General features: G+C 35.1%; 15 protein-coding genes. 10 read left to right on the forward strand and 5 right to left on the reverse strand.

The annotated features are described in order from the left end of the window. Position 1 precedes the first annotated feature (1 nt). Both porZ and gdhA read right to left on the reverse strand, forming a co-directional pair. Positions 2-2,290 (reverse strand): type IX secretion system anionic LPS delivery protein PorZ, encoded by a 2,289-nt coding sequence (gene porZ / locus ACNQGN_RS03375; protein WP_417986444.1) that lies wholly within the window; start codon positions 2,288-2,290, stop codon positions 2-4. A gap of 125 nt (positions 2,291-2,415) precedes the next feature. After that, positions 2,416-3,759 (reverse strand): NADP-specific glutamate dehydrogenase, encoded by a 1,344-nt coding sequence (gene gdhA, locus ACNQGN_RS03380; RefSeq protein WP_417986445.1) that lies wholly within the window; start codon positions 3,757-3,759, stop codon positions 2,416-2,418. Between the two features lie 279 nt (positions 3,760-4,038). Here gdhA and ACNQGN_RS03385 point away from each other — a divergent pair, with 279 nt between their 5' ends. Beyond that, a complete protein-coding gene (locus ACNQGN_RS03385) occupies positions 4,039-4,842 on the forward strand; it encodes a THC0290_0291 family protein (RefSeq protein WP_417986446.1) in 804 nt (267 codons plus the stop codon). Between the two features lie 74 nt (positions 4,843-4,916). On the opposite strand, the gene ACNQGN_RS03390 is transcribed toward ACNQGN_RS03385, so the two are convergent. Continuing rightward, complete coding sequence (locus ACNQGN_RS03390) at positions 4,917-6,062, reverse strand: cystathionine gamma-synthase (protein WP_417986447.1); 1,146 nt, start codon at positions 6,060-6,062, stop codon at positions 4,917-4,919. A 101-nt stretch (positions 6,063-6,163) separates the two neighbouring features. On the opposite strand from ACNQGN_RS03390, the gene ACNQGN_RS03395 reads away from it, so the two are divergent. Continuing rightward, complete coding sequence (locus tag ACNQGN_RS03395; protein WP_417986448.1) at positions 6,164-6,907, forward strand: DUF3298 and DUF4163 domain-containing protein; 744 nt, start codon at positions 6,164-6,166, stop codon at positions 6,905-6,907. Positions 6,908-7,050: 143 nt separating this feature from the next. Here the strand turns inward: ACNQGN_RS03395 and ACNQGN_RS03400 are convergent, their stop codons facing one another. Continuing rightward, positions 7,051-7,506 (reverse strand): DinB family protein, encoded by a 456-nt coding sequence (locus ACNQGN_RS03400; RefSeq protein WP_417986449.1) that lies wholly within the window; start codon positions 7,504-7,506, stop codon positions 7,051-7,053. A 76-nt stretch (positions 7,507-7,582) separates the two neighbouring features. Between ACNQGN_RS03400 and ACNQGN_RS03405 the strand changes: the two genes are divergently transcribed. From ACNQGN_RS03405 to nadD, 5 genes are all read left to right on the forward strand, one after another. After that, entirely contained in the window at positions 7,583-7,933 is a 351-nt protein-coding gene (locus ACNQGN_RS03405) for an arsenate reductase family protein (RefSeq protein ID WP_417986450.1), read from the forward strand. After that, positions 7,933-8,814, forward strand: a complete 882-nt coding sequence (locus tag ACNQGN_RS03410; RefSeq protein ID WP_417986451.1) for a DMT family transporter — start codon at positions 7,933-7,935, stop codon at positions 8,812-8,814. The genes ACNQGN_RS03405 and ACNQGN_RS03410 overlap by 1 nt, the downstream gene beginning before the upstream one ends. A gap of 81 nt (positions 8,815-8,895) precedes the next feature. Next, positions 8,896-9,756: a YicC/YloC family endoribonuclease gene (locus tag ACNQGN_RS03415; RefSeq protein WP_417986452.1), complete on the forward strand. Its 861-nt coding sequence runs from the start codon at positions 8,896-8,898 to the stop codon at positions 9,754-9,756. A gap of 38 nt (positions 9,757-9,794) precedes the next feature. Continuing rightward, positions 9,795-10,367: a guanylate kinase gene (gmk, locus tag ACNQGN_RS03420; protein ID WP_417986453.1), complete on the forward strand. Its 573-nt coding sequence runs from the start codon at positions 9,795-9,797 to the stop codon at positions 10,365-10,367. Between the two features lie 5 nt (positions 10,368-10,372). Further along, positions 10,373-10,954, forward strand: a complete 582-nt coding sequence (gene nadD / locus ACNQGN_RS03425; protein ID WP_417986454.1) for a nicotinate (nicotinamide) nucleotide adenylyltransferase — start codon at positions 10,373-10,375, stop codon at positions 10,952-10,954. On the opposite strand, the gene ACNQGN_RS03430 is transcribed toward nadD, so the two are convergent. Continuing rightward, positions 10,955-11,851 (reverse strand): LysR family transcriptional regulator, encoded by an 897-nt coding sequence (locus tag ACNQGN_RS03430; RefSeq protein WP_417986455.1) that lies wholly within the window; start codon positions 11,849-11,851, stop codon positions 10,955-10,957. Between the two features lie 86 nt (positions 11,852-11,937). On the opposite strand from ACNQGN_RS03430, the gene ACNQGN_RS03435 reads away from it, so the two are divergent. From ACNQGN_RS03435 to ACNQGN_RS03445, 3 genes are all read left to right on the forward strand, one after another. Then, a complete protein-coding gene (locus ACNQGN_RS03435) occupies positions 11,938-12,708 on the forward strand; it encodes a type 1 glutamine amidotransferase domain-containing protein (protein WP_417986456.1) in 771 nt (256 codons plus the stop codon). A gap of 4 nt (positions 12,709-12,712) precedes the next feature. After that, positions 12,713-13,876 (forward strand): iron-containing alcohol dehydrogenase, encoded by a 1,164-nt coding sequence (locus ACNQGN_RS03440; protein ID WP_417986457.1) that lies wholly within the window; start codon positions 12,713-12,715, stop codon positions 13,874-13,876. Between the two features lie 319 nt (positions 13,877-14,195). Then, positions 14,196-15,191 (forward strand): NAD(P)H-dependent glycerol-3-phosphate dehydrogenase, encoded by a 996-nt coding sequence (locus ACNQGN_RS03445; protein WP_417986458.1) that lies wholly within the window; start codon positions 14,196-14,198, stop codon positions 15,189-15,191. Positions 15,192-15,301 lie beyond the last annotated feature (110 nt).

Genomic DNA, 15,301 nt, shown 5'->3' on the forward strand with positions numbered 1-15,301 from the left:
TCTATCTGATTATCATTACTTTTTTAACTTTAGTTTCCACTCCATCTTGCGCCGAAATAAAAATCATATACACTCCCGAAGCGACTTTGTGTTTGCCAAAAGCAGTCGTATCCCATTCTATTGTCCCACCTTCGGAAGTGGTTTCATGAACCAGATTCCCTTCGATATCAGTGATCTTAATATTGGCTTTATCCAGTAATCCGGCAATTTTAACCGTTCCCTGATATTCCGGTCGCACTGGATTTGGATATACATACGCATTGCTTAAATCATCATTTGCAGCAGTTGAGACTCCTTTGAAAGAAACTAAACCTTTGGCAGTAGCTATGAAAACTTCGCCAGTTGTACTGTTTATGTCAATATCATTTATAACATTACTGGGCAAAGGAGAATTGCTGGCCGTAAAATGATACTTGGTTTCCTGACCGTTTGGCGAGACTAAAAAAACACCTGAATCTGCAGTACCAATCCACTTATTATTTGCTCCGTCAACAACAATATCAGTGATGAATTGCTCGTATAATAATTCTTGCGCCAAGTCATCTTCTAAAATAATTATAGGATTAGCCCTCAACTGGTCTTCCGTTTGAAAACTTCCCACACTAGACAAAACCCGTAATCCCTTTGTAGTTCCTATCCAAAGTTGGCTCCTGTTATCGACTGCAACTACCCTCACATCAGAGACAGGCAAATTCCCGGTATCAGGGCCAGTCGTTATTTTTTTGAATTTATTGCTGGTCTCGTTAAAACCAATCACGCCATCTCCACTTGTTGAAAGCCATTTAGTCCCATATTTATCGATCGCAATTGTTCCAAAATTATTATCAATTGGCGAGTCTAGAATAGCATCCATAGCATAACTTTGCCATTGTCCAGAAGATTTCAACAATTTCAATCCATTTTTTACCCTGCTATTTGTAACCCAAAGATTCCCTGATTTATCAAATGCTGCTCCATTTATTCTAACATCAATATAATTTGGCCCCGCAAAGGTTAATGATTCCAGTCCACTATTCAATTGATTGTACAAAATCGTAGGTTCGTCATTTTCAATTTTTAGTAATCCTGAAAAAAAAGAACTAGCATACACTTCATTTTCATTACTTGGATTAACAGTGATTCTGGTCATTGATTTAGCTCCCAAAACTTTCTCATATGAAATATTCAGCCATCCTGCTTCACTGAATTTGCTTACGCCATAACTATCTAAGTCATACGGATTATAATCTACTGTATAATCGCCGTAAACAGTCCAAAGTGAATTTGATGCCGCTTGAAGTGCAAAAATATTATTCCGTGAAGGCCCGATTGGAGTCGTATTCTCAAAAGCTGTAGCTGAAGAAAGGGAAGTGGTAATCAATCCATCTTCCTTTGTTCCAATAAACACTGTATCCCCTATTACTGTTGCACAATTAAAACTAGGAGTACTTTCGGTAATTTGATTAGTGTTTATTTGGCGGACCAATGCCATCTGACTGTTGTAAATATAAATACTATTTAAAGTTGCTACTACCATATAATCGGCAGTTGCCCTCATATCCAAAGCTGGCGACGAAAGAGCCAAATACCCTGTAAATGAATTTGCACCCACATTATATTTATGAATGTAGCCTGCAGCATTAACCGCAAACAAATCTACACCTAATGCTGCTATGCCAGACCAGTTTCCGTTAGCAATTGTCTCCCACTGACTAAAATCAACTAAGTTTTTATTAGAAATAGCGGCTCTTTTTACACCATTATTTGTAGCTGCATAAATAAACCCATCCAAAATTTCCGTTTGATTAACAATTATCTCCGCACCATTTGCACCAATAAAATAGGTGTCGCCAAATTGCATTGTAGTCAAATTAAACTGAACGATTCCAAAATCACAGGAAACATAAGCAATCCCTTCAAATTCCATTAAGTGATTGATTTTTTTTATGTTTGAGGGAAGTTGTTTATTGATTATATCCACCACATTAAGCATATTCCCATCAGCTTCATTGATGACTATTAACAATCCCGTTTCGTATCCTACAATTGTTTTATTGAATGTTGCGCTGTGGTATACTGCGGAAATGGTTTCTCCAGAAAGACCGTCAATAGTATTGGTGGTTTTAATTTGACTTGTTGTTCTATTTTCTGAAAACAAGGCGTTTTCTGAAGCCGCAAAAATAAAAGTTGCAGATTCTGAAACATCTTTAATTTCATTGTATGAAAAATATCCTTGCCACGACAAATTACTTTGGGCAAAACCCAACTGGGCAAAAAATAAAAGCAAAAAACATAAAACGCTCTTTTTCATTATTTGCATACCTATTAGTTTGCAAATATAGAACAAACGAAAGTATTAGAATTTTGTTACACAAAAAAAATGCCTTCAATCCGTAACGTCGGACTGAAGGCATTTACATTATAATTAAACTTGATTTATACCACTCCCTGAGCAAGCATAGCATCAGCTACTTTTACAAATCCTGCAATGTTGGCTCCTTTTACATAGTCAACATAACCGTTAGCATCAGAACCATATTTCACACAAGAAGCATGAATATTCAACATAATTCCTTTTAGTCTTTCGTCAACTTCTTCAGAACTCCAGCTTAACCTTAATGAGTTTTGAGACATTTCTAAACCAGAAGTTGCAACTCCACCTGCATTAGAAGCTTTCCCTGGCGCAAACAATAATTTTGCGTGTTGAAAAACAAGTACTGCTTCTGGCGTAGTTGGCATATTAGCACCTTCAGCTACACAGATACATCCGTGTGCCACTAAAGCTTTTGCCTCGGCTTCATTCAATTCGTTTTGAGTAGCACAGGGCAACGCAACATCACATTTCACCTCCCAAGGACGTTTTTCTGCAACGTATTTTGCATTTGGATATTTAGTAACATAAGCACTAATTCTTCCTCTTAACTCATTTTTAATTAACATTACATGAGCTAATTTTTCTGCATCAATTCCATCAGCATCGTAGATATATCCACCAGAATCTGACATGGTCACCACTTTTCCACCTAATTGAGTAGCTTTTTCAGCAGCATATTGCGCTACATTTCCGGAACCGGAAATCACAACAGTTTTTCCTGTAAAACTATCCCCTTTTGTAGCCAGCATACTTTGAGCAAAATAAACCGCTCCGTAACCTGTTGCTTCTGGTCTAACCAATGATCCTCCAAAAGAAATACCTTTACCTGTCAAAACACCGGTAAATTCGTTTCTAATTCTTTTATATTGACCAAACATATAACCCACTTCTCTTCCTCCAACACCAATATCTCCAGCAGGAACATCCGTATCAGCACCAATATGTTTGCATAATTCCGTCATGAAACTTTGACAAAAACGCATCACTTCATTATCCGATTTTCCTTTTGGATCAAAATCTGCCCCTCCTTTTCCACCACCCATTGGCAATGTAGTTAAGCTGTTTTTGAAAGTTTGTTCGAAAGCCAAGAACTTCAGAATACTTAAATTCACTGAAGGGTGAAAACGAATTCCTCCTTTATATGGTCCTATTGCAGAATTCATCTGAATACGATATCCTCTATTCACTTGAATCTCTCCTTTATCATCAATCCAAGTTACACGAAACGTAATAATTCGATCTGACTCTACCATTCTTTCCAAAAGCATCTTGTTTTGGTATTTCTTATTCTCTTCGATAAAAGGAATTACTGTTTCAGCAACTTCTACAACTGCTTGCATGAATTCCGGCTCGTTCGGGTTTTTTAGGGCAACCGATTCGATAAAAGTAGTAATGCTTTTTGACATAATATTTAGATTATAAACATTTAAGAAAACGTTTTCGTTTGTGCTCACAAAGATACATCTAAAAAGAATATTTGACGTAAAATTTTTATTTTATCAATAGAATTATCTATTTATTAGCCTATTTTAAAGAAATCTGCATTTCCATTACGGTTTATTACGAAATCGTTATAGTTTCCATAAGTAAATGAGAATTTGTTTACTTATTTTTTAATAGTCCTTTTTTAAATTTGGTGAATGATGTTTTTATATATTTGTCTAGATTTGAAAATTTTTCATCTGATGATCAAACTAACAATTTTTACTTTATTTATTTTATTTGGATTTTCAAATGTTTCAAACGCACAATTTGGATTTTCACATGAAGTAGGAATTATCGCTGGTCCCGTGGCCTTTCAATCCGACTATGGTGAACGTTACGACTTTAGCACTAACTCCGGAAATACAGGTTTGGGAATTGGAATTATTCATTACCTGAATTTTTCTTACAAAGCCGAATGTAACTGTTATACTCCGGAAACTTATTTTAACGACCATTTCAAATTAAGATCTGAACTTTCTTATAATAAAACCCAATTAGAGCATTTTGGAGAATGGGTAGAGCCAAACAAAACTTCTCTTGGAGCAGATCAATTGCGCGCAATGAAAGGAAGTACCGCGGTTACAAATATAGGAATGCAACTGGAATACTTCCCGTTGAGTATTAGAGACTTTACAGCAAGAATTGGTAGTATAGGACCATTTGTAAGTCTTGGAGCCCAATTCAGTTATTATAATGCCGAAGCTTATTCAACAATGGGAACTTTGGGAACACCCTTAACTACATTTCCAAAATATTTAATCCCTACAGACGATCGTCCTTATGGATTTTCTACAGAAGGCGGATCGGTCTGGTCAGTAGTTTCAAGTGTAGGATCCCGTTATAAATTAACGCCTTTACAAGATTTAATGATTGATTTTAGATTCCAATATTATTTTTCCAATTGGGTAGACGGCTTAAATCCAAATCCAAAATTTTTTAAGGAAAACAAGGCAAACGACTGGTTAATCTGGTTGAATGTTGGTTATATCTATTACTTACAATAGCAACACTACCATTTATAAAAAACAAAACCCCAATTCTAAAATTTTGAAGTGGGGTCTATTTTTTAACTATATTTTTAAGCCAATGCTTGTTTTAAATCTTCAATTAAATCTTCAGCATCCTCAATACCAACACTCAATCGAACTAAATCGTCTGTAATTCCAATTTCTTTTCGCTTTTCTTCTGGAATTGATGCGTGTGTCATTAAAGCCGGATGATTTGCCAATGATTCTACTCCACCAAGCGATTCTGCTAAGGTGAAAACTTTTAGTTTCTCCAGAAAATCAATCGCATCTTCTTTTTTACCAGAAACAAAAGTAAACGAAACCATACCTCCGAAACCACTCATTTGCTTTTTAGCAATTTCATGATACGGATGCGTAGGCAATCCCGGATAATAAACCGTTTTAACTTTCGGATGGTTGCTTAAAAACGCCACCACTTTTCCTCCGTTTTCGCAATGTCTTTGCACACGTAAATGCAATGTTTTTATTCCTCTAAGTACCAGGAAACTGTCCATCGGCCCAAGTGTTGCTCCTGTTGCAAATTGTTGAAAATGCAATTGTTCTCCAAGTGCTTCGTCTTTTACAATCAATGCCCCTGCAATAACATCAGAATGTCCGCCAAGATATTTAGTTGCAGAATGCATCACAATATCAGCTCCTAAGTCTAATGGTTTTTGTAAATATGGTGTTGCAAAAGTATTATCAACTGCAAAAAGGATTTTATTTGCGGAAGTGACTTTAGCAATTTCTTGAATGTCTGCTAACTTCATCAACGGATTGGTTGGTGTCTCTACCCAAACCAACTTAGTATTTTTATTAATTAATGACTTAAATTTCTCTATATCATTCATATCAACAAAATGGAATTTTATTCCGGAGTCTTTATAAATACGGGTAAACATTCTGTATGTTCCACCGTATAGATCGTCCATCGCAATGATTTCATCTCCAGCTTTGAAAGAACGCAAAATACAATCTGTGGCTGCTAATCCCGAAGAAAAAGCTAATCCTCGTGTTCCGTTTTCAATACTGGCCAATGCATTTTCCAAAGCGCTTCTGGTTGGATTTGAAGCTCTACTGTACTCATAATCTGGATTTATCGGATGTCCAGGACTTGTTTGTACAAATGTCGATGTTTGATATACCGGAGGCATGACCGCTCCCGTACTAGGATCATGATGCTGACCGCCGTGAATAACTTTAGTATTGAATTTCATATCTTAAATTTTTAATGCAAATTTGTTTTACAAATTTACCTTTTAATTTATTTTAACCAAGCCACAAGTAGGTACCTTTGTATTTAATTAACAATTCTAGGATGAAACACTTTATAATTTTTACTTTATTGCTTTTTTCGGCAGCGCGATGTTCTAACGAATTGGTTTTTGAAGACCAGTCTTTCAAGAAAAAAACAACCTTGCCCTGCAAAGAAAATTGCCCTCAAATCAATGTAAAAATACCTGTTGCAAAGGCCGTCCCAATTGTAGCAGACAGCATCAATAAAAAAGTGTTTTCGGTATTGAAGGAGATTATTTATTTTGGAGAAAAACCATATACTTCGACGAATTATGACGGGCTGTTAACCTCTTTTATCGGCTCCTATGAAAAGCTACAGAAAGAATTTCCGAATGAAAAATTTGGTTGGGAAGCTGACATTACAGGACGTTTAAAATACCAATCCGACAGTATATTAAATATAGAAATAAAACATTACACCTATACGGGAGGTGCTCATGGCTATCAAGGGTTGCGCTCGCTGCTATTTGAACCTAGCACCGGGAAATTTATTCCAAACAATAAATTATTTAAAGATAAGAATGCTTTTAAAGCTTTCGCCGAGAAAAAATTCAGAACCAAATATAAAATACCGTCCAATAATTCTATTAATTCAACTGGTTTGATGTTTGAAGACGAGAAATTTAATCTCCCTCAAAATATTTTTTATACCGATAAAGGATTACTTCTTTATTATAATCCCTATGAAGCGGCATCCTATGCTGACGGACCAAAAGAATTACTATTGCCTTATACCGAAGTCAACGATTATTTGGCCCTTAAATAATAAATGGTCTTTAAAAAAATATAAACCTATAGGGAATTTAAGTCCCTATAATTTTTTAAATTTTCTTAAAGACCAAATTATAATATTTTTTAGTACTGCCCAGGTGCTGGGTACCAGTTAAAATTCTTTTGAGCCAGCAAGCCCTAAATAAACTTTCTAATGTTCATCATAAGACCGATGTGCAGCCCTTCGTGAAAATTATTAAAAACCATTGCACCTTCAATGCCTTTTAAGATAAAGCCTGTTGATGTTGGATATTCAGTATAATTGTTGAAGATTTTACTATCAAAATCAACTCTGGTTTGGTTTATAGTTTCAAAAAGCAAAGATTTCATGGCATCCACTTCAGTTTGTGTGGCAATGTGTTCCGGCTTGGTTCCTTTTTTATATTTCTCGATCATTTCGTCTGAAATCATCATGGGTAATCCTGAAAGTTTATAAACCAACAATTGTTGTGTCACAATAACGTGGCCAATATTCCAAATCAAATTATTGCTGAATCCTACAGGAATCGTGTTGAGTTGTTCTAAAGTATAACCTTCCAGAAATTTTGAAATCATATTTCTGCTTGTAGTACTTACGTCGAATGTCTGCTCCATTTATTTAATTTTTTGATAAAAATAATCATTTTCCATCTTAAATGAATTTTCTTTGCACAAAGAAATTGCTATTTGTATGAACAAAATATATTATCTCGCTTCTTGCGATACCTGCAGAAAAATTATTAAATCATTGCCAAAAGACAACAATCTTGTTTTTCATGACATCAAACAAGATCCGATTACAGTTGAAGAATTGGAGCAAATGAGGGAACTTTCAGGGAGTTACGAAGCCCTTTTCAGCAAAAAAGCACAATTATACAAATCAATGGATTTGAAGAATAAATCTTTAACTGAAGATGATTTCAAAAAATATATTCTTGAGCATTATACTTTTTTGAGCCGTCCTGTTTTTATTATTGACGGTAAAATTTTCATTGGTAATACACAACAAAACATGCTGCAGGTAATGAAAGCTTTGGCATAATGTCCAAAAGAAATAGTGCGCTTATCGGCGCCACCATTGTTTCTTTGATTTATGGCGTTACGTTTACTATTGCCAAAGATGTAATGCCATTATACATTGACGCCTACGGCTTTATCCTACTGCGTGCTGGAGGCTCACTGATTTTGTTTTGGCTGGTTTGGCTTTTTACATGCAAAGAAAAAATTGCTCTTAATGACTTCCCCAGAATTATTGCTGCGGCTTTCTTTGGCGTAGCGTTCAACATGCTTACTTTTTTCAAAGGCTTAAGCCTGACTTCTCCCATTAGCGCTGCAGTAATCATGGTTTCAACACCAATGATTGTTTTGACACTTTCGGCATTGATTATGAAGGAACGAATGCAAAAACGAATGGTTTTTGGGATTATCCTTGGTTTAATAGGAACTGCTTTTCTCATTCTTAACGGGAAATCCATTGGCAGCGCAACAAATGCGGGATTTGGAAATTTCCTGGTGTTAATCAATGCGATTTCTTATGGCTTTTACCTGATTATCGTTAAGAAACTAATGGAAAAATACAATGCATTTACGTTTGTAAAATGGATTTATTTATTCGGTTTTATTATGGTTTTGCCTTTTGGCTGGAACCAATTTTCAGCAGTCGAATGGGCTTTAGTTCCTACTGACATTTGCTGGAAAATAGGATTTGTGGTTGTTTTTTCCACATTCCTAACTTATTTGCTGAATTTACTTTCTATGAAAGAATTAAAACCAACCACGGTCGCCGTTTTTATTTATTTACAACCTTTGTTTGCTAGTGTTTTTGCCATAAGCTTAGGAAAAGACGAGTTGAACTGGGTAAAAATTGTTTCGGCAATTTTGATATTTACAGGGGTTTATCTGGTTACACAAAAAAGAAGTTAGAACTCTCAGTGCCAAACTGAAAAACCGAAAATGAAGCACTGAAAACTTTTTTATTATCTTTGGACACTTTTAGAAAAATATATGATACAATCAATGACGGGTTTTGGTAAAGCGACTTTGCAATTACCAACCAAAAAAATCACGGTAGAAGTAAAATCCTTAAACAGTAAAGGTTTGGATTTGAATGTGAGAATGCCTTCTCTTTACCGCGAAATGGAATTGGGTTTACGCAACCAAATCGCGCTAAAACTGGAAAGAGGAAAAGTAGATTTTTCTATTTTTATCGAAAGTACCGCTGAACAAACTTCTACCAAAGTTAATGTGCCAATTATAAAAGCCTACATTAACCAGTTGAGAGAAGTTTATGCTGATGCTGATGAAACTGAATTGATGAAAATGGCTATTCGCATGCCGGACACCATGAAAATAGAACGTGATGAAATCGATGAAAACGACTGGGTTCAAATCCAAACTGTTATCGAAGAAGCGTTACAAAACATCTTGAGCTTTAGACGAGATGAAGGAATGTCTTTAGAAAAAGAATTTCAATTGCGAATTGGTAACATTCGCCAATACATGACCGACGCTTTGGCACTTGATCCAGAGCGAGTTCAAGCCATAAAAGACCGTTTACAAACTGCGATCTCAGAACTTAAAGTTAATGTAGACGAAAATCGTTTCGAACAAGAACTAATCTATTACTTAGAAAAATTAGATATCACGGAGGAAAAAGTACGTTTAACGAATCACCTGGATTATTTCTTAGAAACCATTAACGGAACCGAAGCCAACGGTAGAAAACTAGGTTTCATTACACAAGAAATGGGGCGTGAAATCAATACAATGGGTTCAAAATCCAATCATGCACAAATGCAGAAACTAGTCGTTCAGATGAAAGATGAATTAGAAAAAATTAAGGAACAAGTATTAAACGTATTGTAAATCGTTGATTGACGATTTTATTCCAGAATAAACACAAAATGAGTACAGGAGGAAAATTAATCGTTTTTTCAGCACCGTCAGGATCTGGAAAAACTACCATAGTTAAACATTTATTAAGCAAAGAAGATTTGAATCTTGAATTTTCTATTTCGGCTGCTTCTCGCGCACCACGAGGTGAAGAAGTAAACGGAAAAGATTACTATTTCATGTCTACTGAAGCGTTTAAAAAGCACATCAAAAACGAAGATTTTCTAGAATGGGAAGAAGTCTATCGCGATAATTTCTACGGAACCTTAAAAAGTGAAGTGGAACGTATTTGGGCTAAAGGAAAAAATGTGATTTTTGATATTGATGTAGCTGGCGGATTGCGCATCAAGCATAAATTCCCAGAGGAGACTTTAGCTGTTTTTGTAAAACCACCAAGTGTAGATGAACTAAAAAGAAGACTAAAAGAACGTTCCACTGAAAGTGAAGACAAAATTAACATGCGTATAGCAAAAGCTTCAGTAGAACTTGCAACAGCACCACAATTTGATGTTATTATAAAAAACTACGATTTGGATATTGCTCTTGAAGAAGCGTATCAACTGGTAAAGAATTTTGTGATATAACTTTTATGAAAATAGGCTTGTATTTCGGAACGTTTAATCCCATACATGTTGGGCATCTCATTATTGCCAATCATATGGCGGAGCATGCTGAGCTGGATCAGGTGTGGATGGTGGTTACGCCACACAATCCTTTGAAGAAAAAAAACACTTTGCTGGATGATTCCCACCGTTTGCAAATGGTATACCTTGCCACTGAAGATTTTTCAAAAATTAAACCTTCAGATATTGAGTTCAAGTTATCACAACCTAATTACACCATAAATACCCTAGTTCACCTACAGGAAAAATACCCAAATTACGAATTTTCATTAATCATGGGCGAAGACAATCTCAAGTCGTTGCATAAATGGAAAAATTATGAGGCAATTCTGGCGCATCATGATATTTATGTCTATCCGAGGATTTCTTCAGAGGAAGAGAATCTGACATTCCAAAACCACCCGAAAATCCATATGATTGATGCGCCTGTTGTAGAAATATCATCGACTTTTATTCGCAACAATATTAAAAAAGGAAAAAATGTACAGCCGTTATTGCCTTCGAAAGTTTGGCAATATATAGATCACAATAATTTTTACAGGAAGTAATTACGATAAAACTCTTTTCAATTCCACTTCAATATTTTTGAAAAGAGCATTCAAATTATCGTTTTTACCTGACAATAAAAAAACATTTGTACAGGGCATTTCGATACTGTTCCATAATAACTGAATTTTTTTTTCCTGAATTAAACTTTTTGCATTGCAATTCCAAACGACGGCTATTCCAGTGTTTTTTGAAATTATTTCCAACATTTCGTATTCGGAGGGAATGATATAATTAGGAACCATTGAAGGTCTTTTTTTATTGAAGACATGCAACCAGAACAGTTTGATATGAGGAATTTGAGCATTGTGGCTGAACCATTTTTGCTCGTTTAACCAATATTCGATTGCCATCAAATCTCTTTCTTTAATATCGGATTTTAATTTGGAAGAATCGATATTATTTGAACCTATTATTACTTGTTTAATTTCCCCCACTTTCTGTTGAATGGTATCGAAGGTGTCATATTGTTTAGTGACAACCGCAAAATCGAGCTTTTTAGAATCTACCAGTTCAAAAAGCATATCGTTTTCATGAAAACTAAAATCAATGAATTCAAATTTTGAAACCAAAGCACTCCCCAAACTGCTCATCAAATGTTTGGAAATTCCAATTGAAAGTAAACGATTAGCATTGAATGCTTTGGCACGAAAACCATTCTCCACATTTTCCAAACGGTCTAAAGCCTCAATGATTAAATTATTAAGCAACTTGGCGTACTCCGTTGGCTCCACACCTTTGGATTTTCGATTGAAAAGCTTATAGCCTACATGTGCTTCCAACATCGATATTTGCTGACTTACAGCAGGTTGACTAATAAATAATTCTTTCGCCGCCAAAGAAAAATTTCCATTTTTATATACTGATTTAAACGTTCGATACCATTCTAAATTGACCATGATATAAATATATTTATCACAAACATAATTTAAATTATTTTTACTAATAGCATAATCAACCTAAATTTGTACTAAGAAAATAAATTATGAAGAAAATTGCACTATTTGCTGTTGTAGCATTAACTACAAGTTGCATTACGGTAACTGCACAAAAACTAAATAAAACAAGTATGAAAAAGGTATTATTTATTGTTACCAGTCACGATAAATTAGGTAACACAGGAGAAAAAACAGGATTTTGGACAGAAGAATTTGCAGCTCCATATTACGAATTATTAGACAAAGGAGTCGTCATTGACATTGCTACTCCACTAGGAGGACAGCCGCCAATTGATCCAAAAAGTACAGACCCTTCCGCCGCAACTCCGGACACCAAAAGATTTGATAGCGATACAGAATTACTGGCTAAACTAAAAAATACGCTCAAATTAGTCGATATAAATGAGTCTGATTATGATGCCGTTTTTTATCCTGGAGGTCACGGACCCTTATGGGATTTGGTAAATGATAAAAATTCAAGCGCTTTGATTGAAGCATTTTACACCAATAACAAACCTGTGGCTTTTGTGTGCCATTCCCCAGCTGTATTGAAAAACGTAAAAGTGAATGGTGAATTTCTGGTAAAAGGTAAAAAAGTAACCGGATTTTCTAATACCGAAGAAGCAGCCGTTGGTTTAACTGATATAGTTCCGTTTTTATTAGAAGATGCTTTGCAGGAAAACGGAGCTATCTACAGCAAAGTTGCTGACTGGAATCCGTATGCTGTGGTTGATGGTTTATTGATTACTGGCCAAAACCCGGCTTCGTCTAAATTAGTTGCTGAAAAATTACTAAACCAATTGAATTCAAAAAAATAAGAACATGCTAAATTTCGAATTATACAATCCTACTAATTTAATTTTTGGAAAAGGACAAATTGAAAAATTATCAACTTTAGTTCCACAAGGAGCAAAAATTCTTTTGGCTTATGGCGGGGGAAGTATTTTCAAAAATGGAATCCATCAACAGGTAATCGATAATCTAAAAGGTTTTGAAATCGTAGAATTTGCAGGAATTGAACCAAATCCACATTTTGAAACATTAATGAAAGCGGTTGCACTTATTAAAGAACAAAGAGTCGATTTAATACTTGCTGTAGGTGGTGGTTCTGTAATTGATGGTGTAAAATTCATTTCGGCTGCAGTACATTTTGATGGAAATCCAATGGATCTTCTTCAAAAGCGATTGTTGGTTAAAGATTTGTCTAAAGTGGTTCCTTTCGGAACGATTTTAACTTTGCCGGCAACAGGAAGTGAGATGAACTCTGGCGCAGTAGTTACTATTGAGTCCACCCAAGAAAAATTAGCCTTTGGTGGTTCAGCTTTATTTCCAAAATTTTCTATCTGCGATCCAACCGTAATTGAATCGTTACCAAAAAGACAATTGCAAAACGGAGTTGTCGACGCTTATACACATGTTTTAGAGCAGTATCTTACGTATCCTCATGAAGGGTATCTTCAGGATCGAATTGCAGAAGGAATTTTACAAACCCTAATTGAAGTGGGAGCAAAAGTTGTTGAAAATCCAAAAGATTATGCTTTGGCTTCTAATTTTATGTGGAGCTGTACGATGGCTTTGAATGGATTAATCCAAAAAGGAGTGCCCAACGATTGGGCCACGCATTTGATTGGCCACGAACTAACGGCTTTGTACGGAATCGATCACGCCAGAACGTTGGCCGTTGTAGGTCCAAATTTATACCGGGTGATGTTTGAAACCAAAAAAGGGAAATTAGCACAATACGGAAAACGTATTTTCAATTTGACCGGAACTGACGACGAAATCGCAAACGAAGCCATCAATAAAACATCCGAATTTTTCCAAACTATGGGAATGCAAACTAGATTATCTGATTACACGGAAGAATTTCACAAAACGGCTGATTTTATTGCAAATCGTTTTGAAGATAGAGGGTGGTTAGCGTTGGGTGAAAAACAGAATATTACTTTAGAAAAGGTAAAAGCAATTATTGAAATGAGTTATTAATTCCAAATAACCCTGTTGCTGATTGATAGTATCTCAAAATAAAAAGGCGTTCTCATTTTTATAATGGGGACGCCTTTTAAAATACTAAAACAAAACCAACTAATTCAATCTGCATTATATTTGTTAAATAATTAATTTATAAACACTTACAACGCAGGTTAGATATACATATTGTATTAAATTGTAAAAAATTAAAAATTATTTTCTAATCCCTATAATTATTGCAATTTTAAAACACTTAAAATGCAAATTTCTTGTTCTAATTTTATTTGTATAATCACTACTTTTTTAAGTACTTTTGATTAAATTTAATAAAAAAATGGCCGAAAATATAAAATTTGCAGTGATTGGAGGAGGAAGTTGGGCAACAGCAATCGCAAAAATGCTTTGTGTAAATCTTTCGGAGATTTCGTGGTATATGCGCAATGAATCTGCTATAGAACACATTAAAGCCTACAAACACAATCCAAATTATCTAAGTTCTGTCGAATTTGATGTGAAAAAACTCAAACTCACGAGTGATATCAATGAAGCTGTGGCTTATGCAGATTATATCATCTTTGCAATTCCATCTGCTTTTTTAGATGCTGAATTGGAAAAATTAACCGTTTCATTAAAAGATAAAATCATTTTTTCGGCAATAAAAGGTATCGTTCCCGAAACGAGTTTAATTGTTGGCGAACATTTCCATGTTAAATATGATATTCCTTATTACAATATAGGTGTAATTACCGGTCCTTGTCACGCAGAAGAAGTTGCTATGGAGCGATTGTCTTATCTGACTATTGCTTGTGGTGATGATGAAAAAGCTAAAGTTGTTGCTAAAAACTTATCTGGAAATTACATCAAAACAAAAATTACAGATGACATCATAGGAACCGAATACGCTGCTATGCTGAAAAATATTTATGCAATTGCAGCTGGAATGGCTCACGGATTAGGTTATGGCGACAATTTCCAGTCAGTGTTAATGAGTAATGGAATTCGAGAGATGAAAAAATTCATTAAAAAGGTTCATAAAATGAAACGTAACATCAATGATTCGGCTTATTTAGGCGATTTACTGGTAACGGGTTATTCTGTGTTCTCTAGAAATAGAATGTTCGGAAATATGATTGGCAAAGGCTATACGGTAAAATCAGCAATGATGGAAATGAGTATGGTTGCCGAGGGTTATTATGCCGCAAAAAGCGCCTATAAACTCAATCAGGCATACGGAGCCAAAACACCAATTATTAATGCAGTTTACGACATTCTATACGAAGGAAAGGATGCAAAAACTGTTTTTAAGGCATTGACTGATCAGCTGGATTAATCCAGATAACCGCGAGGTTGCAAATTAATAATCAAATGCAGATCTTATGGAGAAAGATAGAAATATCACATTAAAAATGGAGAAATTTAGTGTTCTCTAGGTATTTCTAT

The sequence above is a fragment of the Flavobacterium rhamnosi genome (assembly GCF_048286515.1).
Lineage (GTDB): Bacteria > Bacteroidota > Bacteroidia > Flavobacteriales > Flavobacteriaceae > Flavobacterium.